The sequence below is a fragment of the Micromonospora sp. LOL_013 genome (genome assembly GCF_048060315.1).
In the GTDB taxonomy this organism is placed as follows: domain Bacteria; phylum Actinomycetota; class Actinomycetes; order Mycobacteriales; family Micromonosporaceae; genus Micromonospora_E.
The window spans coordinates 100061-125053 of record NZ_JBHMIQ010000014.1; the positions used below are offsets into that span (position 1 = coordinate 100061).

18 protein-coding genes and 2 pseudogenes are annotated in these 24993 nt (G+C 69.9%); 11 read left to right on the forward strand and 9 right to left on the reverse strand.

Annotated elements, in window-relative coordinates; all coding sequences use genetic code 11:
- Positions 1–28: 28 nt before the first annotated feature.
- The 4 genes from ACFHWS_RS11685 to ACFHWS_RS11700 all read right to left on the reverse strand — a co-directional run bounded on the left by ACFHWS_RS11685 (position 29) and on the right by ACFHWS_RS11700 (position 3616).
- Positions 29–1057, reverse strand: coding sequence for an amino acid ABC transporter permease (locus tag ACFHWS_RS11685; protein ID WP_416552816.1), 1029 nt, complete (start codon positions 1055–1057; stop codon positions 29–31).
- A gap of 49 nt (positions 1058–1106) precedes the next feature.
- Entirely contained in the window at positions 1107–1814 is a 708-nt protein-coding gene (locus ACFHWS_RS11690; protein WP_416552814.1) for an amino acid ABC transporter permease, read from the reverse strand.
- A 99-nt stretch (positions 1815–1913) separates the two neighbouring features.
- Positions 1914–2804, reverse strand: a complete 891-nt coding sequence (locus ACFHWS_RS11695) for a glutamate ABC transporter substrate-binding protein (RefSeq protein WP_416552812.1) — start codon at positions 2802–2804, stop codon at positions 1914–1916.
- An 83-nt stretch (positions 2805–2887) separates the two neighbouring features.
- On the reverse strand, positions 2888–3616 hold the full coding sequence (locus tag ACFHWS_RS11700; protein WP_416568171.1) for an amino acid ABC transporter ATP-binding protein: 729 nt from the start codon (positions 3614–3616) through the stop codon (positions 2888–2890).
- A gap of 187 nt (positions 3617–3803) precedes the next feature.
- Between ACFHWS_RS11700 and ACFHWS_RS11705 the strand changes: the two genes are divergently transcribed.
- Positions 3804–4301, forward strand: a complete 498-nt coding sequence (locus ACFHWS_RS11705; RefSeq protein ID WP_416568156.1) for a hypothetical protein — start codon at positions 3804–3806, stop codon at positions 4299–4301.
- 37 nt (positions 4302–4338) lie between these two features.
- Complete coding sequence (gene miaB, locus ACFHWS_RS11710; RefSeq protein WP_416552806.1) at positions 4339–5838, forward strand: tRNA (N6-isopentenyl adenosine(37)-C2)-methylthiotransferase MiaB; 1500 nt, start codon at positions 4339–4341, stop codon at positions 5836–5838.
- A gap of 99 nt (positions 5839–5937) precedes the next feature.
- On the opposite strand, the gene ACFHWS_RS11715 is transcribed toward miaB, so the two are convergent.
- The gene (locus ACFHWS_RS11715; protein ID WP_416552804.1) at positions 5938–7311 is read right to left on the reverse strand and encodes a cellulose binding domain-containing protein; all 1374 of its coding nucleotides are present in this window, start codon (positions 7309–7311) and stop codon (positions 5938–5940) included.
- A gap of 318 nt (positions 7312–7629) precedes the next feature.
- A pseudogene (locus ACFHWS_RS11720) lies at positions 7630–7959 on the reverse strand (transposase); the annotation flags it as partial.
- On the opposite strand from ACFHWS_RS11720, the pseudogene ACFHWS_RS11725 reads away from it, so the two are divergent.
- Both ACFHWS_RS11725 and ACFHWS_RS11730 read left to right on the forward strand, forming a co-directional pair.
- Positions 7906–8052: pseudogene (locus ACFHWS_RS11725) on the forward strand (hypothetical protein); the annotation flags it as partial. The pseudogenes ACFHWS_RS11720 and ACFHWS_RS11725 overlap by 54 nt on opposite strands.
- Before the next feature lie 88 nt (positions 8053–8140).
- Positions 8141–8488, forward strand: coding sequence for a hypothetical protein (locus ACFHWS_RS11730; RefSeq protein WP_416553170.1), 348 nt, complete (start codon positions 8141–8143; stop codon positions 8486–8488).
- 72 nt (positions 8489–8560) lie between these two features.
- Here ACFHWS_RS11730 and ACFHWS_RS11735 read toward each other — a convergent pair whose 3' ends face one another.
- Positions 8561–9769 carry a DUF349 domain-containing protein gene (locus ACFHWS_RS11735; protein WP_416552802.1) on the reverse strand — a complete coding sequence of 403 codons (1209 nt, stop codon included), beginning with the start codon at positions 9767–9769 and terminating at the stop codon, positions 8561–8563.
- A gap of 265 nt (positions 9770–10034) precedes the next feature.
- Here ACFHWS_RS11735 and ACFHWS_RS11740 point away from each other — a divergent pair, with 265 nt between their 5' ends.
- Positions 10035–10901, forward strand: coding sequence for a hypothetical protein (locus ACFHWS_RS11740; RefSeq protein WP_416552800.1), 867 nt, complete (start codon positions 10035–10037; stop codon positions 10899–10901).
- The gene (miaA, locus tag ACFHWS_RS11745; protein ID WP_416553146.1) at positions 10898–11854 is read left to right on the forward strand and encodes a tRNA (adenosine(37)-N6)-dimethylallyltransferase MiaA; all 957 of its coding nucleotides are present in this window, start codon (positions 10898–10900) and stop codon (positions 11852–11854) included. Before ACFHWS_RS11740 ends, miaA begins: the two co-directional genes overlap by 4 nt.
- Positions 11855–11903: 49 nt before the next feature.
- Here miaA and ACFHWS_RS11750 read toward each other — a convergent pair whose 3' ends face one another.
- Positions 11904–13403, reverse strand: a complete 1500-nt coding sequence (locus tag ACFHWS_RS11750; protein ID WP_416552798.1) for an NAD-dependent malic enzyme — start codon at positions 13401–13403, stop codon at positions 11904–11906.
- Positions 13404–13788: 385 nt separating this feature from the next.
- Here ACFHWS_RS11750 and hflX point away from each other — a divergent pair, with 385 nt between their 5' ends.
- Positions 13789–15192 (forward strand): GTPase HflX, encoded by a 1404-nt coding sequence (gene hflX, locus ACFHWS_RS11755; protein ID WP_416553144.1) that lies wholly within the window; start codon positions 13789–13791, stop codon positions 15190–15192.
- Positions 15193–15286: 94 nt separating this feature from the next.
- Positions 15287–17089 carry a hypothetical protein gene (locus tag ACFHWS_RS11760; RefSeq protein ID WP_416568157.1) on the forward strand — a complete coding sequence of 601 codons (1803 nt, stop codon included), beginning with the start codon at positions 15287–15289 and terminating at the stop codon, positions 17087–17089.
- A gap of 48 nt (positions 17090–17137) precedes the next feature.
- On the opposite strand, the gene lexA is transcribed toward ACFHWS_RS11760, so the two are convergent.
- The gene (lexA, locus tag ACFHWS_RS11765; RefSeq protein ID WP_416553142.1) at positions 17138–17812 is read right to left on the reverse strand and encodes a transcriptional repressor LexA; all 675 of its coding nucleotides are present in this window, start codon (positions 17810–17812) and stop codon (positions 17138–17140) included.
- A gap of 546 nt (positions 17813–18358) precedes the next feature.
- On the opposite strand from lexA, the gene nrdR reads away from it, so the two are divergent.
- The 3 genes from nrdR (at position 18359) to ACFHWS_RS11780 (ending at position 24988) form a co-directional block, all read left to right on the forward strand.
- Entirely contained in the window at positions 18359–18856 is a 498-nt protein-coding gene (gene nrdR, locus ACFHWS_RS11770; RefSeq protein WP_416552794.1) for a transcriptional regulator NrdR, read from the forward strand.
- 311 nt (positions 18857–19167) lie between these two features.
- Positions 19168–24357 carry an adenosylcobalamin-dependent ribonucleoside-diphosphate reductase gene (locus ACFHWS_RS11775; RefSeq protein ID WP_416568172.1) on the forward strand — a complete coding sequence of 1730 codons (5190 nt, stop codon included), beginning with the start codon at positions 19168–19170 and terminating at the stop codon, positions 24355–24357.
- A gap of 94 nt (positions 24358–24451) precedes the next feature.
- Positions 24452–24988 (forward strand): DUF2332 family protein, encoded by a 537-nt coding sequence (locus ACFHWS_RS11780; RefSeq protein WP_416568158.1) that lies wholly within the window; start codon positions 24452–24454, stop codon positions 24986–24988.
- Positions 24989–24993 lie beyond the last annotated feature (5 nt).

A 24993-nucleotide genomic window follows, 5' to 3' on the forward strand; every position in this document is an offset into this window, starting at 1 on the left:
ACGCCGGTCAACGGGCGGGCCCGTCCGGTCAGCTGCTGTCCGACGTAGCCGTGCCGCCGGTGGCGCTGCCGCCGGTGCCGGCCGCGGTCTGTTGGCCGGCCACCGTCGACGCCGGTGCCGCCGGTGGCTGGGGTGTGGCGCTGGTCCGCCGGCCCTGAGCCAGCCGCCGCTGCACCGACTCGGCGAGCTTGGACAGCGCGTAGTTAACTGCGATGAACAGCACCCCGATCACCAGATACACCTGGATCGGGTTACGCAGGTTCTGGATGATCGTCCGGCCGACCAGCAGCGTCTCCTGGTAGCCGATGATGAAGCCCAACGAGGTGTCCTTGAGCACCACGATCAGCTGGCTGATCAGAGCCGGCAGCATGATCCGGAACGCCTGCGGCAGCAGGATCATCCGGGTGGTCTGGAACGACGTCAGCCCGATCGCGGCGGCCGACTCGCGCTGCCCCGACGGCAGACCCTCCATCCCGGAGCGCAGGATCTCGGCGATCACCACGCCGTTGTAGATGGTCAGACCCAGCACCAGGTACGGCAGCATCTCGTGGCCGAACGGGAGGACGATCTCCAGGCCGAGGTCCGGCAGGCCCCGGGCGACGAAGAAGATGGTGATGACCACCGGCAGGCCGCGGAACACCTCGACGCAGAACCGGGTCACCAGGTTCAGCAGCCAGCTCAACGCCCGCAGCGCCAGCGCGAACGAGGTGGCGAGCCCGGTGAACCGGCGGCGCAGCAGCGCCTTCAGCTGGATCCGTAGCACCGCCAGCGCGGTGCCGAACAGCAACGACAGCACGATCGCCAGGCCGGCGGCGGTCAGCGTGGCGGTGACCCCCTCGCCGAGCAGTGTCCAGACCTGACCGAACACCTCGTTGCCGGGATCGATCAGTGGACCCCACTTCTCCATGGTGAACTGCTCGCGTTCGGCCAGCGGCCGGTAGACCAGGAAGTAGCCGGCGGTGACGGCGGCGACAGCCGACAGCACGCTGACGATCAGCGTGACCCGCCTGGCCCGAGGCCCGGGGGCGTCGTACAGCACGCTCTGCTGCTGGCTCATGGTGCGGTTCCTCCGGTGACGGCTGCAGCGCTAACGGGGATCCGGGCGGTCATCTGGCCACCGCCCGGCGGGCCTCGACCCGGTCGAGCAGCAGCCCGAGCGGCACGGTCATGATCAGGAAGCCGATCGAGATGCCGACGAAGACCGGGATGATCGGCTCGCCGAGGGCGCTGGTCAGGTTCTGCGCCGAGTTGGACAGGTCACCGACCACCCCGAAGAAGCCGGCCAGCGCCGAATTCTTGATCATGGCGATGATGACGCTGCCCAGCGGAACGACCGCGGCCTTCCACGCCTGGGGGAGTACCACGTACCGCAGGTTCTGGGTGAAGGTCAGGCCGATCGCGCGGGCGGCCTCCGCCTGACCAGGTGGCACCGCGTTGATCCCGCTGCGGATCGCCTCACAGACGAACGCGCCGGTGTAGACGCTCAGCGCGATGATCGCGAACCGAAAGTACGGCAGGTCGATGCCGAGCCGGCTGAACACGGTGCTCAGCCCGGGGATCCGCAGGAAGTCGGCGTTCGACCCGAGCGCCGGCAACCCGAAGGCCGAGAAGAACATCACGACGGTCAGCGGCACGTTGCGCAGCACCGTCACGTACGCCCCACCGAGCCAGCGCAGCGGCGGCACCGGTGAGATCCGCAGGATCGCGACGAGCGTGCCGATCAGCAGGGCGCCGGTCGCGGACAGCAGGCACAGCTGCAGCGTGAGCCAGAAACCTCCGACGAAGACGTCGAAGTGGTCGACGAGCACTCTCACACGAAAGACCCTTCTGCGAACCGTCCACCTGGGCTACCGGCCGGCCCGGAGTTGACGCCGCCGGGCCGGCCGGGATCGATCAGGTGCGACCGTCGACGGTCAGTAGCGGTCGACCGCCGGACCGGTCGGGGTGTTGTCGTCGAACTCGCCAGCGGTGGACTCCCACGCCTGCGCGTACGAGCCGTCGCCGTAGATCTTCTCCAGGGTGTCGTTGATGAAGTCGCGGAACGCGTCGTCGCCCTTCTTCACCCCGATGCCGTACGGCTCCTCGGTGAACTGCTCACCGGCCAGCTTGAAGTCGCCCTCGTTGTCGGCGATGAAGCCGAGCAGGATCACGTTGTCGGTGGTGACCGCGTCGACCTGACCGCCGCGCAGCGCGTCCACGCACTTCTCGTAGATGTCGAAGAGCACCAGCTGCTCGCCGACATCCGCCAGGTACTCCTGGATGTTCTCCGCCGGCGTCGAACCCTGCACCGAGCAGATCTTCTTGTCCCCGGACTCGAACGATTCCGGCCCGGTGATCGAGTCGTCATCGGCGCGGACCATGATGTGTTGGCCGGCGACGTAGTACGGGCCGGCGAAGTCGATCCGCTCCTTGCGGGTGGGGTTGATCGTGTAGGTGGCCACCACGATGTCGACCCGGTCCTGCTCCAGCAGCTCCTCGCGGACCGCGGACGGCGCCTCGACGTACTCGATGTCGTCGGCGGCGATGCCCAGCTCGGCCGCGATCAGCTTGGCGATCTCGACGTCGAAGCCGGCCGGCTCACCGTCGAGGCCCAGCTTACCGAAGCCGGGCTGGTCGAACTTGGTGCCGACGGTCATCGTGCCGGCCTCGCTCAGCTCGGCCATCGTGGTGCCGGCCTCGAAGCTCGGCGTCGCCACGTCGGGGTTCTCACCGCCGGTGTCGTCCCCGCCGCTGTCGCCACAGGCCGCCATGGACACCGCTAACGCGGCCGATGCGGCTACCGCCGCGATACGTGACATACGCATTGCTCAGTTTTCTCCTTCACGATGGGAAGCCCGCCGGGTCGCGGCGCCTCCACGTTGGATGCAATCGTCCTCGAGCGGGGATGTCAGTGGGTGAGGATCTTGGACAGGAAGTCCTTCGCCCGGTCGCTACGTGGGTTGGTGAAGAACTCGGTCGGCGGGGCGTCCTCGACCAACTGCCCGTCGGCCATGAAGATGACCCGGTTCGCGGCGTGCCGGGCGAAGCCCATCTCATGGGTGACGACGACCATCGTCATCCCCTCGGCGGCCAGCGAGGTCATCACGTCCAGCACCTCGCCGACCATCTCCGGGTCGAGCGCGCTGGTCGGCTCGTCGAACAGCATCGCCTTGGGCTGCATCGCCAACGCCCGGGCGATCGCCGCCCGCTGCTGCTGACCGCCGGAGAGCTGGGCCGGGAACTTGTCCGCCTGGTTGGCGATGCCAACCCGATCGAGCAGCTGCAGTGCCCGCTCGCGGACCACCGACGCCTTCTCCCGGCGTACCTTCATCGGGCCGAGCGTGACGTTGTCCAGGATCGTCCGGTGCGCGAACAGGTTGAACGACTGGAACACCATGCCGACCTCGCTGCGCAGCCGGGCCAGGGCCCGGCCCTCCGCCGGCAGCGGTCGGCCGTCGAACAGGATGGTCCCGGAGCTGATCGGCTCCAGACGGTTGATCGCGCGGCACAGAGTGGACTTGCCGGAGCCGGACGGCCCGATCACCACCACCACTTCACCACGGTCGACCGAGAGGTCGACGTCCTGGAGCACGTGCAGTGGACCGAACCACTTGTTGACTCCGCTGAGCACGATCAGCGGCTCTCTGGTTGTCACCGTCATGCACCGTCCCTGTCCATGCACCGTCCTCGTCGTCACGATCGGTCGAGGTCACCTCACGTGGTCCCGCCACTTTAGGCGGCGTGATGTGTCGGTGGGCAACTCAAATGGTCACGGAGCGGTAACACAGCCCACGTGCCGGCTGCTGTCCGGGCAACATGATCGTATGGCGATTGCACCGTTCTGCACCACGCTGTGGAACTGGTCCGTCGACGGACCGCTCGCCCCAGGTCAGATCCGAGCCACCCCCGCGGCGATCATCGGTCGTCCGGTGGAGTCGCTGGGTGGGGCTTCGGCGGAGCGGTTCCCCGACGGCGTGGTGCTCTGCGACGTCTGGGACGGGGCCGGGGACTTCCCGGTGAACGTCGACTGCTACGCCGCGCCGGTCGACCCGCCCGAGCACCGGGTGCTCGCCGCGTTCGCCCGCCGGACCGGACGTCGCTGCGTACTCGCTGACGACACGCTCGACGCGACCCGCCACCTGCTGGTGTCCCCGGACGGCACGGTCCGCCCGGTGCACCTGGACATCGAACCGACCAGCGTCGGTGACCGCCGCACCAACCTGCGGCTGTGCAGCCTGACCGACCCCGGCTGCCAGGCCGGGCTGTTCTGCGGCGGCTCGCGGTGGGGGCCCGACTCGGTGGCTCCGACACTCGCCGCGTGATCCCGGCGGCGGGCGGCCAGCTACGCTATCTGATGTCATGACTACCAGCGCAGCACACGCCCGCCACCCACGTACCTACCAGGTGCGCACCTACGGCTGCCAGATGAACGTGCACGACTCCGAACGGATCTCCGGCCTGCTGGAATCGGCCGGCTACGTCCGGGCGGGGGAGTCCGACGATCCGGACGTCGTCGTCTTCAACACCTGCGCGGTGCGGGAGAACGCCGACAACCGGCTGTACGGCAACCTCGGTCACCTGCGACCGGTCAAGGAGAAGCGGCCACAGATGCAGATCGCGGTCGGCGGCTGCCTGGCCCAGAAGGACCGGGGCGAGATTGTCCGCCGGGCCCCCTGGGTCGACGTCGTCTTCGGCACGCACAACATCGGTGCGCTGCCGACCCTGCTGGACCGGGCCCGGCACAACTCTGCCGCCGAGGTGGAGATCCTCGAGTCGCTGGAGGTCTTCCCCTCCACCCTGCCGACCCGGCGGGAGTCGACCTACGCCGGCTGGGTGTCGATCTCCGTCGGCTGCAACAACACCTGCACCTTCTGCATCGTGCCGTCGCTGCGCGGCCGGGAGAAGGACCGCCGGCCCGGCGACGTCCTCGCCGAGGTGCGGGCCCTGGTCGACGAGGGTGTGCTGGAGGTGACCCTGCTCGGCCAGAACGTCAACTCCTACGGCGTCGAGTTCGGCGACCGGTTCGCGTTCGGCAAACTGCTGCGCGCCTGCGGTGGGATCGACGGGCTGGAACGGGTCCGGTTCACCAGCCCGCACCCGAAGGACTTCACCGACGACGTGATCGCCGCGATGGCCGAGACCGACAACGTCTGCCACTCGTTGCACATGCCGCTGCAGTCCGGTTCGGACCCGGTGCTGCGGGCGATGCGCCGTTCCTACCGCGCCGACCGCTATCTCGGCATCATCGACAAGGTACGGGCGGCGATGCCCGATGCGGCGATCACCACCGACATCATCGTCGGCTTCCCCGGTGAGACCGACGCCGACTTCGAGCGCACCCTCGACGTGGTACGGGCCGCCCGGTTCTCCTCGGCGTTCACCTTCCAGTACTCGAAACGCCCCGGTACGCCGGCCGCCGACATGCCCGGTCAGTTGCCGAAGCCGGTGGTGCAGGAGCGCTACGACCGGCTGATCGCCTGTCTGGAGGAGATCACCTGGGCGGAGAACCGTCAGCTGCTCGGTCGGACCGTCGAGGTGCTGGTCGCGGTCGGCGAGGGCCGCAAGGACGGGCGGACCGGGCGGTTGTCCGGCCGGGCCCGGGACGGCCGGTTGGTGCACTTCGACGCCGGTCGGCTCGCCGGGCGCATTCGTCCCGGTGACCTCGTCGAGGTGGTCGTCAGCTACGCGGCACCGCACCACCTCAACGCCGACGGCGAGCCGGTCGCCCACCGTCGGACCCGGGCCGGCGACGTGTACGAGGCGGGGCAGACGGCGCGTACCGGTGCGGTGCTGCTGGGGCTGCCGACGGTGGGTGCGCCACCCTCGGCGCCACTGGCCGCCTCGGCCTGCGACCGCTGAGTCTGTCAGCCGCCGGCTGCGCCGGCGCCCGCCAGCTGCTGATGCCGGCCGCGCCGTCTCCCGGCCGCGCATCGCGGCCGGGAGACGGACGTCATTGGGTCAGAGGCCGATCTTTCCAGCGCCGGCGCCGTTCGTGACGACGGATTTGACCTGGCTGGCGGAGGTCAACGAGTAGGAGTACGGGATGCTCGCGACTCCACCGGCGGTTTCCGGGGTGCCGGAGTTCACGAAGTGGTTGTTGCGGGCGACGAGGGTGCCCGGGTCCGACGCGGCGTAGCCGACGTGCGTCGGGTCGTCGACGTCTTCGAAGTAGTTGCCCTCGACGAGTACCCCAGCGTCCTCGGTGGAGGCGACGCCGTAGTCATTGTCGTAGTAGTAGTTGTTGAACACGTGCACCGGGTTGCCGAACCGGACTCGCGGATGCCGGGATCCGGAGCCATCAAACCAGTTGTGGTGGTAGGTGACCCGCAGGTGACCGCGGTCCTGGCTGCCGTTGTTGTCCGAGTGGCCAAGGAGCATCGACTTGCTGTGGTTGAACACTCGGTTCCACGACACCGTGATGTAGTCGGAACCGCGCTTGATGTCCACGGCGCCGTCGTACCCGTTGGAGAAGCTGTTGTGGTCGACCCAGACGTTTCGGGACTCGGTCTGGACGTTGATGGCGTCATCGTTCCAGTTGCGGAAGTTGATGTTGCGGATGATCACGTTTCGCTGATCGCTGATGTTGAAGCCGCAGCCGGAGATCGTGGCTGAGGAGCCGATGCCGACGATCGTCTTGTTGCTGCCGACCTTCAGCATGCCGGAGCAGGAGATGGTGCCGGACACCCGAACGACGGCCGAGCCGGATCCGCTGATCGCCGAGGACAGCGCCGAGGAGTTGGTGACGGTGGTCGGGGAGGCGTTGCCACCGCCGGTCGTGCCGCCGTTCTGGGTGGCCCAGCCGACCAGGCCGGTCGGCGTCTGGCCGGGTGGCGGTGTGGTCGGGTTCGGTGGCGGTGTCGTCGGGTTCGGTGGCGGTGTGGTCGGGTTGGGCGGCGGTGTGGTCGGGTTGGTGCCACCGGTGCAGGCCACGCCGTTGAGGCTGAAGCTGCTCGGTGCCGGGTTGGACGAGTTGTTCCACGACCCGTTGAAGCCGAACGAGACGCTCGCGTTCGAACCGAGATCGCCGTTGTAGCTCGCATTGCGAGCGGTGACGGAGCTCCCGCTCTGCGAGATCTCGGCGTTCCACGCCTGAACGACCTGTTGGCCGGCGCCAAAGGTCCACTGCAGGGACCAGGACGACATCGCGTCGCCGAGGTTGGTGAGGACGACGTTGCCGGTGAAACCGCCCGGCCACTGGGAGGCGACCGAGTAGCTGACTCGGCAGCCGGTAGCGGCGTGGGCGGTGCTTGCGCTGACGACCGTGGCCCCGGTCAGGGCGACGGCAGCGACCGCAGTGGTGGCCAGCGCCGTGCGGCGCCGTGCTGCGTGCATTGAGATCTCCTTACGGCATGGCGAGGTGCGTCGCCGGTGCGAGGAGCCAGCCCGGGTTGGCTCGCAGGTGCGGGGTGCTGGCGGTGCACCACGCCGCAGGTATGACAGGACGGCTCCCGCTGGACGTGTGGGGAAGCGCTTTCCTTAGCGAAACATAGAAGTGTGGCGATGTCAAAGGGTCGTGTCATGAGGAGACGGTAGGGCGACGTGGCCTCCGCAAGGGCCCGGCTACCGGAATGCGGTCCGGTGCTCCGGCCTTCGGGCCGGGGGTGAAGGCCCGCGCTGGGCGGGCCGCCGGGGCCCAGCAGTGCTCTGACCTGGCCGGTTTTGCTGCTCGATGTACTGCTTCACGATGCCCGGTGGCGGCGGCCGACGGAGCCGGCGAAGTACGAGTCTGACCAGAGCTTGTTGGCCCGGTGGTAGTGGCGCACCAGGTCGGGAGATTCCTGCCGCGGGCGGCGCGAGGAGACGCCCTTGAGCGACCAGTTCGGCCTCGGAGTCGCGGCACACGTCACGCGTGATCTGTTCCATCCGGGTCAGGTGGCGGTCGGCGAACACCGGGTGCCGGAACGTTGTCACGAGAACCAGATGAACATGCGTCGCGGGAACACGGTGCCTACCGGTGCGGATACCGTCGAGTTCTGGCATAGGCAACTTGGTGTCGTGTGTTTCGTGCGGCTCCGGTACCGGTTCCGGGGCTGTCCGGCGCCCGGCCAGCGGGTCGCGCTGGCGAAGGTGTTCGGATGTGCCCGGGTGGTGTTCAACGACGGGCTGCGCGTCCGGCAGACCGCCCGCGGGCAGGGCCTGCCGTACGTGTCGGGACGCCGAGTTGTCGAAGTGGGTCATCACGTGGGCCAGGGCGATTCCGGAGCGGGCGTGGCTGGGCGAGGTGTCGGCGGTGGTGTCGTGGCAGGCCCTCGCGGACCTGAACGCCGCGTACCGCGACTTCTTCCACTCCGTGTCGGGCAGGCGCGAGGGTGCGATGGTGGCGCCGCCGGGGTTCCGGTCCCGTAAGGACGACCGGCAGGCCATCCGTTTCACCCGCGATTCCCGGTTCACGGTGCTGGACGACGGTCGTCTGGGGCTGACGCGTTTCGCGGTCGTGTCGGACGGTACGAAGGGACCGTGGAGCGCGGGTAGGACCGGCGACCCGTCCCGGCACCGCGTGGTGAAATGATGACCTGCCAGAACGCTGCGCGTGTCACGCGCGGCGTGGCTGGAACCGCCGCCGTTTAGGGCGGCGAGGATGTCATTTGGCCTGCTCCGCGAGTGCCAGGAACTGCCGCTTGCCGGCGAGTGCCTTCTCCGCTTCGCGGATCCGCCTGGCGTCACCAGCCGCCCGCGCCCGCTCAAGCCGCTGCTCGGCCTCGGCAACCTGCTCGCGCATCTGGGTCAACAGGGGATTGGCCGACGGCTCGGTACGCCGCCACGCCGAGTCCATCGTTTCCCGTACCCGGTCCTCGACCGCTCGCAGTCGACGGTCCAGCCCCGACGCCGACTCGCGCGGCACCCGGCCGATGTCATGCCACTGGCCCTGCACCTCACGCAGCTTCGCCTGCGCGGTACGCGGATCCGCGTCGATGTCGACGGCCTCCAGTTCGGTCAGCAGCGCCTGCTTGCGCTCCAGATTGGCGCGCTGCTCGGCGTCGCGGGCCGAGAAGACCTCGCTGCGACGGGTGAAGAAGGTGTCCTGCGCCGAACGGAACCGTTCCCACAGCTTCTGCTCCGCCTCCTTCGAGGCGCGTGGGGCGGCCTTCCACTCGGCCATCAGCTCCTTGAGCCGGCTCGCGGTGCTGGCCCAGTCGGTCGACTCGGCCAGCGCCTCGGCCTCGGCGACCAACTCGTTCTTGGCCGACTGGGCCTGCTTGCGCTGCGCGTCGAGGGTGGCGAAGTGCGCGCCCCGTCGGCGGGTGAAGCCGTCCCGGGCGGCAGCGAACCGCTTCCACAGCTCCCCGTCGGCCTTCTTGTCGACGCCGCGGATCGTCTTCCACTCGTCGAGAATCTCCCGGAACCGGTCGCCGGTGCTCTTCCACCCGGTGGACTCGGCCGCGAGCTGCTCGGCCTCGACCACCAGCTCGGTCTTGCGGGCCAGCGCGGCGGCGCGGGCGGCGTCGCGCGCCGCTCTGGCCTGCGCCGCCTTCTCCTCTGCGAGGGTCGCCAGCTTGTCCAGCCGGTCGGCCAGCGAATCGAGATCGCCGACCACATGGGCCTCGGCCAGTGACCCGCGCAGTCGTCGGATCGTGCTGAGCGAATGTGTCGCGTCGGCGGCGCCGGATTGCAACCGGGCCTCCGTCAAGTCGACCTCGGTCACCAGGTCGGCGAACCGGCGGGCGAAGTGTGCCAGGCCTTCCTCCGGCGCTCCAGCCTGCCAGGACCCGACCGCGCGCTCCCCTTCGGCAGTCTTGACGTAGACCGTGCCGTCCGCATCAACCCGTCCGAAGGAAGTCCAGTCGCTCATGTGCCCATCCTCGTTCTCCCGGCGTCGCAGGATCGAGATGTCCCGATGGACGCCGCCACGGCGCAGTTAGGTTGCGGGTAAGTTTCCCCTGCGCATTGTCACAGGTCCAACCCTGCCGGCGTCGAGCGCCTGTCGCCGACCGTGACCATACGGTGTCCTTGTCGGTGGTTGGCCCACGAGTCGGTGTCAAAGGGGCCAAATTTCGACACTGAAGGTGATTGGTCGACTGCGTGGAGCAACAGGACTACGGGTTACCGTGGAAGCCGTGCCCCCGCTGCGCGTCGCCTTCTGCCCACACCCGCCGGTGATCGCTCCCGAACTGGCCGGTGGGGCCGCCGCCGAGCTCGACGAGCTGCGGCGCGCCGCGACCGACGCCGTCCGGTCCCTGGCCGACTGCCCCGCCGAGCGGATCGTGGTCATCGGCACCGACGACCCGGCGACCGATCTCGATTCGGCGGAGCGGGTCTGGCGGCCACCGTTGTCCGCCAGCTTCCGACCCTGGGGGGCGGCGGTCGACGTACCCCTGGGCACGTCCCCGAACCCCGCGGCCGCCGTCGTCGATGCCGTACCCGCCCCCGACGCGACGTCGACCGGTGCCAGCCGCCGCCTGCCGCTGAGCCTGACCGTCGCGGCGTGGCTGCTCGCCCGCGCCGACGTCGACCCCGCCCGCACGGCGGTCGAAATGGTCGCGGTCCCCGCTGGTACGCCACCCGAACAGTGCCGACGGCGCGGGCGGCTGCTCGCCGGGTCCGCAGCGGCGGGACCCCGGAGCGCCGACCGACCGTGGGCGGCCCTGGTGATGGGGGACGGCTCCGCCTGCCGGGGCCTCGCCTCACCCGGCTACCAGGACGACCGGGCAGAACCCTTCGACGACGAGGTCGCCGCCGCCCTCGCCGCCGCCGACCCCCGGAGACTCGCCCGCCTGGACCCGGCCCTGGCCGGTGCGCTGCGGGTCGCCGGCCGGGCCGCCTGGCAGGTGGCCGCCGGTGCGGCGACTGCTGGCGCTGAAGCCGCCGGTGCCCCGAACACCGGCGCGGTGGCCGGCGACATGGCCGACTGGACCGGTCGGCTCACCTACTACGCCGCACCGTACGGCGTGGCGTACTTTGTCGCCTCGTGGGACCGGAACTGACCAAGGGCCGCGGCACCGGGCCGCGCCGACCACCGACGATCCGCCCGGACCGGGTGGTGGCGGTGATCGGCCCGACCGCCGCCGGCAAGTCCGCGCTGAGCATCGCCCTCGCCGAGCAACTCGACGCCGAGGTGGTCAACGCCGACTCGATGCAGCTGTACCAGGGGCTGGACATCGGCACCGCCAAGCTCACTGTCGACGAACGGTCCGGCATTCCGCACCACCTGCTCGACATCTGGCCGGTCACTGCGCCGGCCAGCGTCGCCGAATACCAGCGGTTGGCCCGCACCGCCATCGACGACATCCTGCGCCGGGGACGGCTGCCGCTGCTGGTTGGCGGCTCCGGCCTGTACGTCCGGGCGGTACTGGAGAAGTTCGACTTCCCCGGCACCGACCCGGCACTGCGCGACCGGCTCGAAGCCGAACTCGCCGAAACCGGCCCGGCTGCGCTGCACGCCCGGCTGGCTGCGGCCGACCCGGCGGCCGCAGCCGCGATTCTGCCCGGCAACGGGCGGCGGATTGTCCGGGCGCTGGAGGTGATCGAGCTGACCGGGCGGCCGTTCACCGCCGCTCTGCCGGAACCGGTGCCTTACTACGACGCCGTACAACTCGGTGTGGACCTGCCCACCGGTCCACTCGGCGAGCGGATCGCCCGTCGGGTGGACCGGATGTGGCAGCAGGGCCTGGTCGACGAGGTCCGCGCGTTGCTCGAGCGGGGCCTACGGGACGGCCGTACGGCGAGCCGGGCGCTCGGCTACCAGCAGGTGCTCCGGATGCTCGACGGTGAGTACGACGAGGAACAGGCCCGGGCGGACACGGTACGGGCGACCCGCCGGTTCGTCCGCCGGCAACGTTCCTGGTTCCGCCGCGACGCCCGGGTGTGCTGGCTCGACGGCGCAGACCCCGACCTGGTCCGGGCGGCGCATGCCGCGTTGCGCGCTCCGGGCAGCTGATCGTAGCCGGCTCAGCCAACCCGGTCCGGCCGCCGCCAGCCGCCCAGAGTCAGTTGTCGGCCGCCGCCGACCGTTGCTGGATGGTGGGCATACTGACCGGAGCGGTGGCCAAGGCCGTCTGTGTGGGTGCGGCCACGTCCGTCTGTGCGGCCAGGTCCGGGGCCAGCGCCGCGGCTCGGACCGCAGCGGCCACCGCCGGCGCCACCCGGGGATCGAACACGCTCGGCACGATCACCGTCGGGTTGATTCGGTCCTCACCCACCACGTCCGCGATGGCCCGTGCCGCCGCCAACGCCATGTCGTCGGTGAATGTCTCGGCGTGCGCGTCCAGCATCCCCCGGAAAACCCCGGGGAAGGCGAGCACGTTGTTGATCTGGTTCGGCTGGTCGGACCGCCCCGTCGCGACGACGGACGCGTGCCGGCGGGCCTCGCGCGGGTCCACCTCGGGATCCGGGTTCGCCAGCGCGAACACGATCGAGTCCGGGGCCATCGTCGCGATGTCGTCGCCGGTCAGCAGATTTGGCGCGCTTACCCCGATGAACACGTCCGCGCCGCGCAACGCGCCGGGCAGATCTCCGGCGTACCCGGTTGAGTTGGTGTGCTCGGCCAGCCACTGCCAGGTGGGGTTGAGCCCACTCAGCCCTCGGTGCAGCGCCCCCGGCCGGTCGTAGGCGATGACGTCGCCGACGCCCTGGCGCAGCAGCAGCTTGATGATGGCGGTGCCGGCTGCGCCCGCTCCGGAAACCACCACCCGTACGTCGCCGAGCTGCTTGCCCACCACCCGCAGCGCGTTGGTCAGTGCGGCCAGCACGCAGATCGCCGTGCCGTGCTGGTCGTCGTGGAACACCGGGATGTCGAGCAGTTCCCGCAGCTTCGACTCGATCTCGAAGCAGCGGGGCGCGGCGATGTCCTCCAGGTTGATCCCACCGTAGCCCGGGGCGATCGCCCGTACGATCGACACGATCTCGTCCGGATCCTGGGTGTCCAGCACCACCGGCCAGGCGTCGACGCCGCCGAACCGCTTGAACAGCGCCGCCTTGCCCTCCATCACCGGCAGCGCGGCCGCTGGGCCGAGATTGCCCAGCCCGAGCACTGCCGAGCCGTCGGTCACCACCGCCACGGTGTTGCGCTTTATGGTCAGCCGGCGCGCGTCGGCCGGATTGTCGGCGATCGCCAGGCACACCCGAGCCACCCCCGGCGTGTACGCCCGGGACAGCTCGTCCCGGTTCCGTAGCGACACCTTCGGGGCCACTTCGATCTTGCCGCCCAGATGCAGCAGGAACGTCCGGTCCGACACCTTGCGGACCTCGACGCCGTCGAGCGCCTCGAGCTCCTTGACCACGTCGTCGGCGTGCGCCGCGTCGGCCGTGTCGCAGGTCAGGTCGACCACCACGCTGACCGGGTCGGAGTCGACCACGTCGAGAGCGGTGACGATGGCACCAGCATCGCCGACACAGGTGGTCAACCGGCCGATCGCGGACGCGTCGGCGGGGATGCTGATCCGGATGGTGATGGAGAAGCCGGCACTGGGCAGGCGGGTGGTCGCCACGGGATCCCTCCGTCGTTGGTGGGGGCGGCCGGACCGGGCCGCTGCACCATTCTTGCGCGTGATCCGCACCAGGCCCGCTCCGCCCCGCGTACGGCGTGCCGTAGCCGTTCAGCCGCAGGTCGCGGCGCGACCACCCGGCCCGGCGTCGGCTGCGAACGGACCGGCGCGCGGCCGCGACCCGACCAGGTACCGGCCGTGCGGGCAGCCCTCGTCCTGATATGTAGGTGCGGCGCGGCCGTCGGCGTGTCACGATCGAATCCTGAGGAGGCAGCTTTTGCGTACATATCGTGCCGAGGAGACGGTTCACCCGCCGTTCCACCTGTCGACCGCCGCCGACCTGGACGGCCCAACCGGGCCCGATGGTCAAACCGGGCCGGACGGTCCGATCAAGCCGACGGACGACGACACCACCGTCGGCGACCTTGAGCTGGCTGACCGGCACGCGCTGCGCCGCGTCGCCGGGCTCTCCACCGAACTCGCCGACATCACCGAGGTCGAGTACCGCCAGCTGCGGCTGGAGCGCGTGGTGCTGGTTGGAGTGTGGGAGAGCGGGACGGTGACCGACGCGGAGAACTCGCTCACCGAGCTCGCCGCGCTCGCCGAGACCGCCGGGTCCCAGGTGTTGGAGGGCCTGATCCAGCGCCGCGACCGGCCTGACCCGGCCACCTACGTCGGCCGGGGCAAGGTCGGCGAACTCAGCGACGTGGTGCTTGCCTCGGGCGCGGACACGGTGATCTGCGACGGCGAACTCTCCCCGTCACAGCTGCGCAACCTGGAGCAGAAAGTCAAGGTCAAGGTCATCGACCGGACCGCGCTGATCCTGGACATCTTCGCCCAGCACGCCAAGAGCAAAGAGGGCAAGGCCCAGGTCGAGCTGGCCCAGCTGGAGTACCTGCTGCCCCGGCTGCGCGGCTGGGGCGAGACGCTGTCCCGGCAGACCGGCGGCAGTGGCCGTGGCGGCGGTGCCGGCGGCGGCGTTGGTCTGCGCGGCCCCGGTGAGACCAAACTTGAAACGGACCGGCGCCGGATCCGTACCCGGATCGCCCGCCTGCGGCGGGAGATCAAAGGTATGCGGACGGTACGCGAGACCAAACGCGCCCGCCGTACCCGCAACGCGGTGCCGGCGGTGGCGATCGCCGGCTACACCAACGCCGGCAAGTCCAGCCTGCTGAACCGGATCACCGGTGCCGGGGTGCTGGTCGAGGACGCGTTGTTCGCCACCCTCGACCCGACCACCCGCCGGGCGCACGCCGCCGACGGCCGGGTCTACACCCTGTCGGACACCGTCGGTTTCGTCCGGCACCTGCCGCACCAGATCGTCGAAGCGTTCCGCTCCACCCTGGAGGAGGTCGCCGAGGCCGACCTGGTGGTGCATGTGGTCGACGGTGCCCATCCTGATCCGGAGGAACAGGTTCGCGCGGTCCGTGAGGTGCTCGCCGAGGTGGGTGCCGACCGTCGCCCCGAGTTGCTGGTCGTCAACAAGATCGACGCGGCCAGCGAGGAGGAGCTGCTGCGGCTCAAGCGGCTCTGGCCCGACGCGGTCTTCGTCTCCGCCCGGCAGGCCCGGGGCATCGACAGCCTGCGCGCCGCGATCGAGCAACGCCTGCCACGACCGGCCATCCAGGTCAGCGTGATGCTGCCGTACCACCGGGGTGACCTGGTGTCCCGGGTGCACCACCGGGGTGAGGTCCTCGGTACCCGGCACACCGCCGCCGGTACACTCCTGCAGGCGCGCGTAGACGAGGCACTGGCCGCCGAACTCCAACCGTTCCTCACCCCGGGCGAGTGACATTTTTTCAGCAAACCCAGTGGTCCGCCGAAGACTTCACGTGATGGATCACGGTGTAACAGTTGGGCTCAGGCCGGCGTGCGACACTCGTCGGATGCGTCGGCTCCTGACCCCGGCCGCGATCGCCGTCGGACTACTCACGATTCACTTCCTGGCTCCGGCCGGCCCGGCCATGGCCCTGCCCGCCCAGGACCCCTCCCCGCCCGCTGCCCAGCAGGTGACACCGGGCGAGCCGGTCTGCGAGATCACCGACGAGCGGCTGCGGGAGATCTCCGGTCTCGTCGCCACCGCCGGCGGCTACGTCGTGGTCAACGACAGCACCGAGACCGACAGCAACGAGCGGGTGTTCTTCCTCGACTCGTCCTGCGACGTCGCCAACGCCATCCAGTACCCGACTCCGCCACTGGACCCGGAGGACCTGGCGATCTCCCCGGACGGGCAGACCCTCTGGATCGCCGACGTCGGGGACAACCCGACCGCCGACGAGCGTCGCGAACGAATCGCGCTGTGGTCCCTGCCAGTTGACGGCTCCGCCCAACCGGTCATCCACCGGGTGAGCTACCCGGACGGCCCGCACGACGCCGAGGCGTTGCTGATCGCCAACGACGGCACCCCGCTGATCATCACCAAGGAGACCGGCCCGTCCGGCCTGTACCGCCCGGTCGAACAACTCCGCAGCGACAACGACGACCCGGTGCCGATGGAGCGGGTCGGCGAACTCGAACTGCCCACCACCAGCACCCCGAACCTGTTCGCCGCCGCCGGCCGGCTCACCGTCACCGGCGCGGCCCGGGCCCTGGACGGCAGCCGGATCGCCCTGCGCACCTACGCCGACGCCTTCGAGTGGGACCTGCCGGCCGACGGCGACATCGTCACGACGCTCACCACCGAACGCCCCCGGGCCACCCCGCTCACCGACCCGTTCGGCGAATCGATCGCCTACTCCACGGACGGGACCACCTTCCTCACCGTCTCCGACGTCGCCACCCTCGACGAGGAAACCCCGGTGGAGATCCTGCGTTACACCCCGAGCACCGAGGTCGCGGCCGAGGTCGACGACACCGGCGGCGGCAGCGACCGGGACGCACCGTCCTGGCTCAACCAGATCAGCCTGCAGGAGATCAATCTGCTGATCGCGGCGGTCGGCGTGCTCGGCGCACTGCTGGTTGGGCTCGGCATCTTCGGCATTGTCCGGGCCCGACGGACGGCACGGTCGGCGGCGACCGGTTTACGCGGCGGAGGCCGCGCCGACCGCGACCCGGACCGGTCCGACCGCGACCCGGGGGACCGCGACCGCGCTGCGGCCTACGCCAGCGATTCGCTGGGCAGCGGTGCCTACGCCAGCGGGGCATTGGGCAGCGGCGCGCTGCCCGGTGGCGGACCGGCCCCGGCCGGCCGCAAATCCGGCGGTGTCTACGGCGCGGCGAAACCCGCCGCCGGGTCGGCCGCCCCGGGCGGCGTCTACGGCGGGGCGGCGGCAAGACCGCCCGCCGGCGGCGGGACCTACGGCGCAACCAAGCCCGCCACCGGTGGCCGGGCCGGCGTCTACGGGGCCGCGGCGGCACCGCCGCCGGACACTGGCGGCTACCGCCCGGCTGGCGGGGTCGACTCCGGGGCGGTGTACGGGGCGGCCAAACCGGCGCCACCGGCCCGGCCCGGCGCGGCCGGCGTCTACGGCGGCACCGGGCACTCCGGCCGATCAGGCGACCGCAGGGACGCTCGCGAGTCAGGCGGATCCTGGGACCTCGGCGGCGACTACCCGGGCGACGGCTACCCGGCCGACCGCTACGACCAGCCACGGGCTGGCTCGCCGCGCCCACCAGCCGGGCGTGGCGAGCGGGAACCCGGCGTCTACGGCCGGCCCGTGCCTGAGGATCCGGACGAGTGGCACGGCTGACGCACCGCTCCCGCTGCTGACACCCCGCCGAGCTCTGGTGCCCGCCGGTCAGACCCGGCGTAGCACCGCCACCACCCGCCCCATGATGGTGGCCTCGTCACCGGGGATCGGGTCGAAGGCGGCGTTGTGCGGCATCAACCAGACGTGCCCGTCGCGCCGCCGGTAGGTCTTCACCGTGGCCTCGCCGTCGATCATCGCGGCGACGATCTCCCCGGAATCGGCGGTCGGCTGCTGGCGTACCACCACCCAGTCGCCGTCGCAGATCGCCGCGTCGATCATCGAATCGCCCTTGACCTGCAGCATGAACACCTCACCCTCGCCGACCAGCTCGCGGGGCAGCGGGAAGACGTCCTCCACCGCCTGCTCGGCCAGGATCGGCCCACCGGCGGCGATCCGGCCCAGCATCGGCACGTACGCCGGAGCTGGCCGCAGCGCCCGTTCGGCCTCGTCGTCGGCGGCGTCGTGCGGCGGACGCACGTCGACCGCCCGGGGGCGGTTCGGATCCCGGCGCAGGAAGCCTTTCCGCTCCAGCTCCTTGAGCTGGTAGGCGACGCTGGACGGGGAAACCAGGCCGACCGCCTCGCCGATCTCCCGCACGCTGGGCGGGTAACCGTGCCGGTCCACCCAACTGCGGATGAACTCCAGGATCCGGCGCTGCCGGGCGGTCAGCTCGCCGCTGACCGGCTCGGGGAAGGCGCTCACCACCGGTGTCACGGCGCGCAACCGGGACTCGCCGGAGCGGCTGCCCCGCCGTCCACGAACCGACGCACCGGCGTTGACCGTCGTCGCGCCGCTGCTGCCGCTACCCTGCTGGGGCGGGCCCGCCCTGTCGTCGCTCGACACATCCGTCCTCTCCCCGGCCGTCAGATCGCGTCCTGATCGGCACCATTGGTATCGACCAAGACGGTAACCAGAGTTTCGGTCAGGTTCAAACATCTGTACGAGATGTCGGTGCGTGTCGTCCTGGCAGTAGTTTATCGTACGCATGTTCGACTTATTTCGGTGGTGGCATGGCCGGTAACCCTCGGGCAGGGATCGGTGTTGGCAGAGTGACGACGCGCCGAAGGGCGTCGGTCAACTTGACCGGACCCCGGTTGCGGCCTAACGTCGACCCCAACATCTAGTAGTTACAAGGGCGTAAGTTGTCCACAGGTTGGGTCTCCTGACTGAGAGTAACGTCTCCAGCAGGTTGGCCCCGCACACCGTGGTAACCCGCGGTGACCGCTGTGCGCCCGTTCGACCCCGCGGCTCGACGGAAGGGACATCGGCATGCGCTGCCCGTACTGCCGGCACGCCGACTCGCGCGTGGTCGACTCGCGGGAAGCCGACGACGGCCAGCTCATCCGCCGCCGCCGGTCCTGCCCGGAGTGCGGCAAGCGGTTCACCACCGTCGAGGAGGCGGTGCTCGCCGTGGTCAAACGCAGCGGCGTCACCGAGCCGTTCAGCCGATCCAAGATCATGGGCGGGGTGCGCAAGGCCTGCCAGGGCCGACCGGTGGACGACGATGCCATTGCCCTGCTGGCCCAGAAGGTCGAGGAGACCGTACGGGCCAAGGGTGCGGCCGAGATCCCCAGCCACGATGTCGGGCTGGCGATCCTCGGGCCGCTGCGCGAGCTGGACGAGGTGGCGTACCTGCGGTTCGCCAGCGTCTACCGGTCCTTCGACTCGCTGGACGACTTCGAGCGCGAGATCGAGACGCTGCGGGCCGCCGCCGGGGCGCGGCAGGCCGCGACGACCCCGGTGGCGGCCGGGCCCGGGCCCGGCTGACCGGCCCCGCGGCAAACCTGGAACAGCAAGGCGTACGGCCGACCGCCGGTCCCGGTGGGGCGGGTACGGCCGAGAAAAAAAGCTGACGGCAAGACGGAAACGACCGCGTGGCACGACGCTGCGCGAGAGCCTGAGGGGGCGATCAGATGGCGGGGGAAGGTGTGACCGCGAAGACAGGCGGTAGCGGTAGCGGCGGCACGGCGAAGGCCAACGGCAAGGCCGGGTCGACCAACGGCAAGGCCGGATCGGCCGCGGGCTCCAACGCGCGGGTACGGGCCAAGGCCGGCGCGGGCGGCCTGACCGTCGAGCGGGTGTGGACCTCCGAGGGTGTGCACCCGTACGACGAGGTGACCTGGCAGCGCCGCGACGTGGTGATGACCAACTGGCGCGACGGCACGGTCAACTTCGAGCAGCGCGGCGTGGAGTTCCCGGAGTCGTGGAGCGTCAACGCGGCCAACATCGTCACCACCAAGTACTTCCGTGGAGCGGTGGGGACCCCGCAGCGGGAATGGTCGCTCAAGCAGCTGATCGACCGGGTGGTGAAGACCTACCGGGCAGCGGGGGAGCAGCACGGCTACTTCGCCACCGGCGCCGACGCCGAGATCTTCGAGCACGAGCTGACCTGGATGCTGCTGCACCAGGTGTTCAGCTTCAACTCGCCGGTCTGGTTCAACGTCGGCACCGCCTCCCCGCAGCAGGTATCAGCGTGCCAGCCGTACCACTCGCTCGTGAGCACGCCGGCCGGCCTCGTCCCGATCGGCAAGCTGGTCGAGGAGAACGCCGTCGGAGCCAAGGTCTACGACGCACACGGGCTGACCCGAATTCTCGCGGTCCAGGCCAACGGCATCAAGGACGTATTGCGCCTGCACACCAAAGCCGGCTACACCCTGGACGTCACCGCAGACCACCTGGTCTGGAAATCGACCGGCGAGGGCACCGGTCGGTTCGTCGAAGCCGGCACCCTGGTCGCTGGCGACACTCTCGAATGGCACCGGCGGGGTAGCGACGGCGAGGCGGAGTTCCACCCCGGCGACGTCCACGAGGCCGCGCTGGCCGGTTGGCTGCAGTCAGACGGCTTCGTCGGCCAGTACGATCAGGGCACCAACCGGTCGCTGACGATCGAGGCGATGACCGTCAACGACGACGAACTCAGCTGGGTCGTCGCCGCGATCGACCAGGTCTTCCCTGGCACGCACCGCCATGAACGCCGCGTCGTCACCCAGGACGTCACCCTCGACTGCCGGCGGACCCGGTTGTACGGGGAGAATCTGCGCCCGTTCATCGACAAGTGGGGCCTGCTTGCCCGGGGCACCGAGATGGAGGTGCCGGCAACGCTGTTCACCGCGCCGCTGCCGGTCGTCGCCGCCTATCTGAAGAGCATGTTCCAGGCAGAGGGCTATGTCTCGGAGCGTGAGGCGTCCACCTTGGTCGGCGTGGACATGATCGGCGAGCGGTTGATTCGCGGGCTGCAGCGGCTGCTGCTGCGCTTCGGGATCTTCGCCCGGGTCGGGTTCACGGCCGACCCGCGACCGAACCGGCACGGCACCTGGTCGTTGCGCATCCAGAACCACGGCGACCGGGACACCTTCGCCGCAGAAATCGGGTTCGTCGACGCCCGCAAGTCCGGCAAGCTGGAGGAGAGCTTTGCCAAGGTGGGCCGGTCCGCCAAGGCGACGAAACGCCTCGTCATCGACCGGGTCGAACCGCTCGGGGCGATGGAGGTCTACGACATCCAGACCGAGTCGGGGGAGTACCTCTCCGACAACCTGCGAGTGCACAACTGCTTCATCCTCGCCGTCGACGACTCGATGGATTCCATCCTCGATTGGTACAAAGAGGAAGGGCTGATCTTCAAGGGCGGCTCCGGGTCCGGGGTGAACCTGTCCCGGATCCGCTCCTCCAAGGAGCTGCTGTCCAGCGGTGGCACCGCCTCCGGCCCGGTCAGTTTCATGCGCGGCGCCGACGCCTCGGCCGGCACCATCAAGTCCGGCGGCGCCACCCGCCGGGCCGCCAAGATGGTCATCCTCGACGTGGACCACCCTGACATCGAGGAGTTCGTGCAGACCAAGGCCCGCGAGGAGGACAAGATCCGGGCGCTGCGCGACGCCGGGTTCGACATGGACCTCGGCGGTGCCGACATCGTCAGTGTCCAGTACCAGAACGCCAACAACTCGGTCCGGGTCTCCGACGAGTTCATGCGGGCGTACGAGGACGGGGGCAACTTCGACCTGCGGGCCCGGCTCGACGGCTCGGTGATCGACACCGTCGACGCCAAGAAGCTGTTCGGCACCATCGCACAGGCCGCCTGGGAATGCGCCGACCCGGGTCTGCAGTACGACGACACAATCAACGACTGGCACACCTGCCCGGAAACCGGACGTATCACCGCATCTAACCCATGCAGTGAATATGTCCATCTAGATAATTCGTCGTGCAATCTTGCGTCGCTCAATCTGATGAAATTCCTGCGGGCCGACGGCGGCTTCGAGCTGGAAAAGTTCGTCCACTCCGTCGAGTTCATTATCACCGCGATGGACATCTCCATCTGCTTCGCCGACTTCCCGACCCAGAAGATCGGCGAGACCACTAGGGCGTACCGGCAGCTCGGCATCGGCTACGCCAACCTCGGTGCGCTGCTGATGGCGTCCGGCCTGCCGTACGACTCGGAAGCCGGCCGGTCCTACGCCGCCGCCATCACCTCGGTGATGACCGGTACGGCGTACCGTCGTTCGGCGGAACTGGCCGGCGTGGTCGGCGCCTACGACGGCTACGCCCGCAACGCCGAGGGCCACAAGCGGGTGATGCGCAAGCACGCCGCTGCCAGCGATGAGATCCGCCCGACCGGCCCGACCGCCACCGCCCTGGCCCGGGAAGCCGCCCGGCAATGGGAAATCGGCAACAAGATCGGCGAAAAAAACGGCTGGCGCAATTCCCAGGCAAGTGTACTCGCGCCCACTGGTTGCCTCACCGCGGACACAATGGTGACCACCGACCGCGGGCTGATGCGACTCGGTGAGATCGGCGATGTCTACGGCGACCGCTGGCAGGACCTCGACATGATGGTGTCGACCGACGAGGGAGCCCGCCAGGCGACGAAGTTCTTCGTCAACGGTGAGGAGCCCACTCGCCGGGTGGTCACCAACGGCGGCTACCAGATCCAGGGCACCCTGGCCCACCGGGTCAAGGTGGTGGAACCGGCGACCGGCGAATGGGTCTGGAAGCGGATGGCCGAGGTTGCCCCCGGCGACCTGGTACCGGTGCAGCTCGGCACCCTGGTCGGCGAGCCACGTCGGGTGCCGCTGCCGGTGCTCGACCAGGCATACTACGCCGGCGACCGGCGACTGTACGTGCCGGACGCGGTCGACGCCGAGCTGGCCGAACTGGTCGGCTACTTCATGGGTGACGGCAGCCTGCACGCCAAGGGGCTGCGGTTCGCCGTAGCCGACACCGACCTTGACGTGGTGGAACGGTTGCGGGTGCTCGGCAAGGGCCTGTTCGGGCTGGAACCGGAGGTCGCGGCGCGCACCGGCTACCAGGAGGTCGTCTTCTCCTCGGTGCGGCTGGCCCGCTGGTGGCAGGCAGCCGGGTTCGCCAAGACGCTGCCGCACCCGGAACACACCGGCAAGGGCTGGTCGCCCCGGGTGCCGTCGGCGATCCTGGAGACCAACGACGTCACCGTCTACATCGCGTTCCTGCGCGGCCTGTTCGAGGCCGACGGGACGGTGATCGAGGGAGTGCCGTCCGTGTCGACGTCCGCCGAGTCGTTCGCCGCGGAGATCCGTACCCTGCTGCTGACCCTCGGGATGGCGACCACCACCCGGCGGACCCGCAGCGGCATGGGCAGCGACATCTGGCAGGTGCGGCTGCGCAATACCGACCACGCGATCCGGTACGAGGAGACGATCGGCTTCATCGGCGCCCGCAAGGCGGAGCAGATCGTCGCCGCGCCGCAGCAGACCGGCAACCGGGACCGAATCCACCTGCCGCGTGAGCTGTGGGATCTGCTGGTGCCGGCCGGACACCCGATGCGCGGTGCGGTCGTGCAGTCGCTGGCGAAGACCGGTGGCGTGTCGCGGACGCTGGCCGGCGAGATCTACGGCGAGGTGCTGGACGACCGCCTCGGGCACGCGCTCGGCTACCTCTACGAGACAGTGGCGGCGAACGAGGACGGTGGCGTGCAGCCGACGTACGACCTGTCGGTGCCGGCCAACGTCACCTACGTCGCCGGCGGGTTCGTCAGTCACAACACCATCGGTCTGATGATGGACTGCGACACCACCGGGGTGGAGCCCGATCTGGCGCTGGTCAAATTCAAAAAACTGGTCGGCGGTGGCTCGATGCAGATCGTCAACCAGACGGTGCCGCGCGCGCTGCGCAGCCTCGGCTACCCGGAGGAGCAGGTCGAGGCGATCGTCGAGCACATCGCCGACCACGGGCACGTGGTTGACGCGCCGAGCCTGCGCACTGAGCACTACCCGGTGTTCGACTGCGCGATGGGGGAGCGGTCGATCGCGCCGATGGGGCACGTGCGGATGATGGCGGCGGTGCAGCCGTTCATCTCCGGGGCGATCTCCAAGACGGTCAACATGCCGGAGGCGGCGACCGTCGCCGACGTCGAGCGGATCTACTTCGAGGGCTGGAAACTGGGCCTCAAGGCGCTGGCGATCTACCGGGACAACTGCAAGGTGGGCCAGCCGCTGTCGGCGGCCAAGTCGGACAAGGACAAGGAGACCGCCGCCGCCGAGCAGGCCAAGGTGATCGAGAAGGTCGTCGAAAAGGTCGTCGAGTACCGCCCGGTGCGTAAGCGGCTGCCGAAGAAGCGCCCGTCGGAAACGGTGTCGTTCTCGGTCGGCGGTGCCGAGGGCTACCTGACCGCCTCGTCGTACCCGGACGACGGCCTCGGCGAGGTCTTCCTCAAGATGTCGAAGCAGGGTTCGACGTTGGCCGGGGTGATGGATGCCTTCTCGGTGGCGATCTCGATCGGCCTGCAGTACGGCGTACCGCTGGAGACGTTCGTCGCGAAGTTCACCAACATGCGCTTCGAGCCGGCCGGCATGACCGACGACCCGGACGTGCGGATGGCGGCGTCGGTGATGGACTACATCTTCCGTCGCCTGGCGTTGGACTTCCTGCCGTACGACCGCCGGGCCGAGCTGGGCATCTTTACCGCCGCCGAGCGGACCGCGCAGATGCGGGCCGAGGCGGAGGCGGAGAACGCGGCGTCGGAGCTGTCGGAGATGGCGGTGTCCGCGCCGGTCGAGCCGAAGCATCCGGAGGCGTCGGCACCGTCGTCGGCCGACTCCGGCAGCGGTACGGCGACCGAGCCGGCCGCCGCGAGTACGCCGGCCCCTTCGTCGGTGCACTCGTCGACGGAGCTGTTGGAGGCGGTGATCGGCAAGGCGGCCGACGCGCCGCTCTGCTTCACCTGCGGCACGAAGATGCGCCCGGCCGGTAGCTGCTACGTCTGTGAGGGCTGCGGTTCCACCTCCGGCTGCAGCTGATCGAACACGTGTCACGGGGAGCCGGATGTGATCCGGCTCCCCGTTCGCGGTTCAGCTGACGACGGCACCTCCCGGGCAGGGTGATCATCTAGCGATGACCACCGCTGAGGTGTACGCCGACTTCGCCCGCCGGCAGGCGTCCGGGGTGTCGCCCAGCTACCAGCGGCTGGCGTACGCGGTCGCCCGCGACGACGATCTCCTCGCTTTGCTGGACTCGTTGCCGCCGCCGCCCCGGCAGCCGGACCTGCTGTTCGGCGTGGTCCGGCTGCTCGGCGGGCCGGTCGACGAGCCGGCCGCGTTCCACGACTTCACGGTGGCGCGCTGGCCGGCGGTCGAGGCGCAGCTGCGTCGCCGCCTCACCCAGACCAACGAGGCCGGGCGGTGCGCCGTACTGCTGCCGGTGCTGGCGGCGTTGCCGCAGCCGCTTGCGCTTCTCGAAGTCGGCGCGTCGGCGGGCCTGTGTCTCTACCCGGACCGGTCGGCGCCGCCGGAGGCGACGCTGGTGGTGTTCCACACTGCCGTGCTCTACCACGTGCCGGCGTCGCGCCGGTCGGTCTTCGTCGACCTGGTACGCGGCCTGCCGCTGGCCTGGACCCGACCACACGGCCAGGGGATGACCTGGTTCGGCTGACCGCC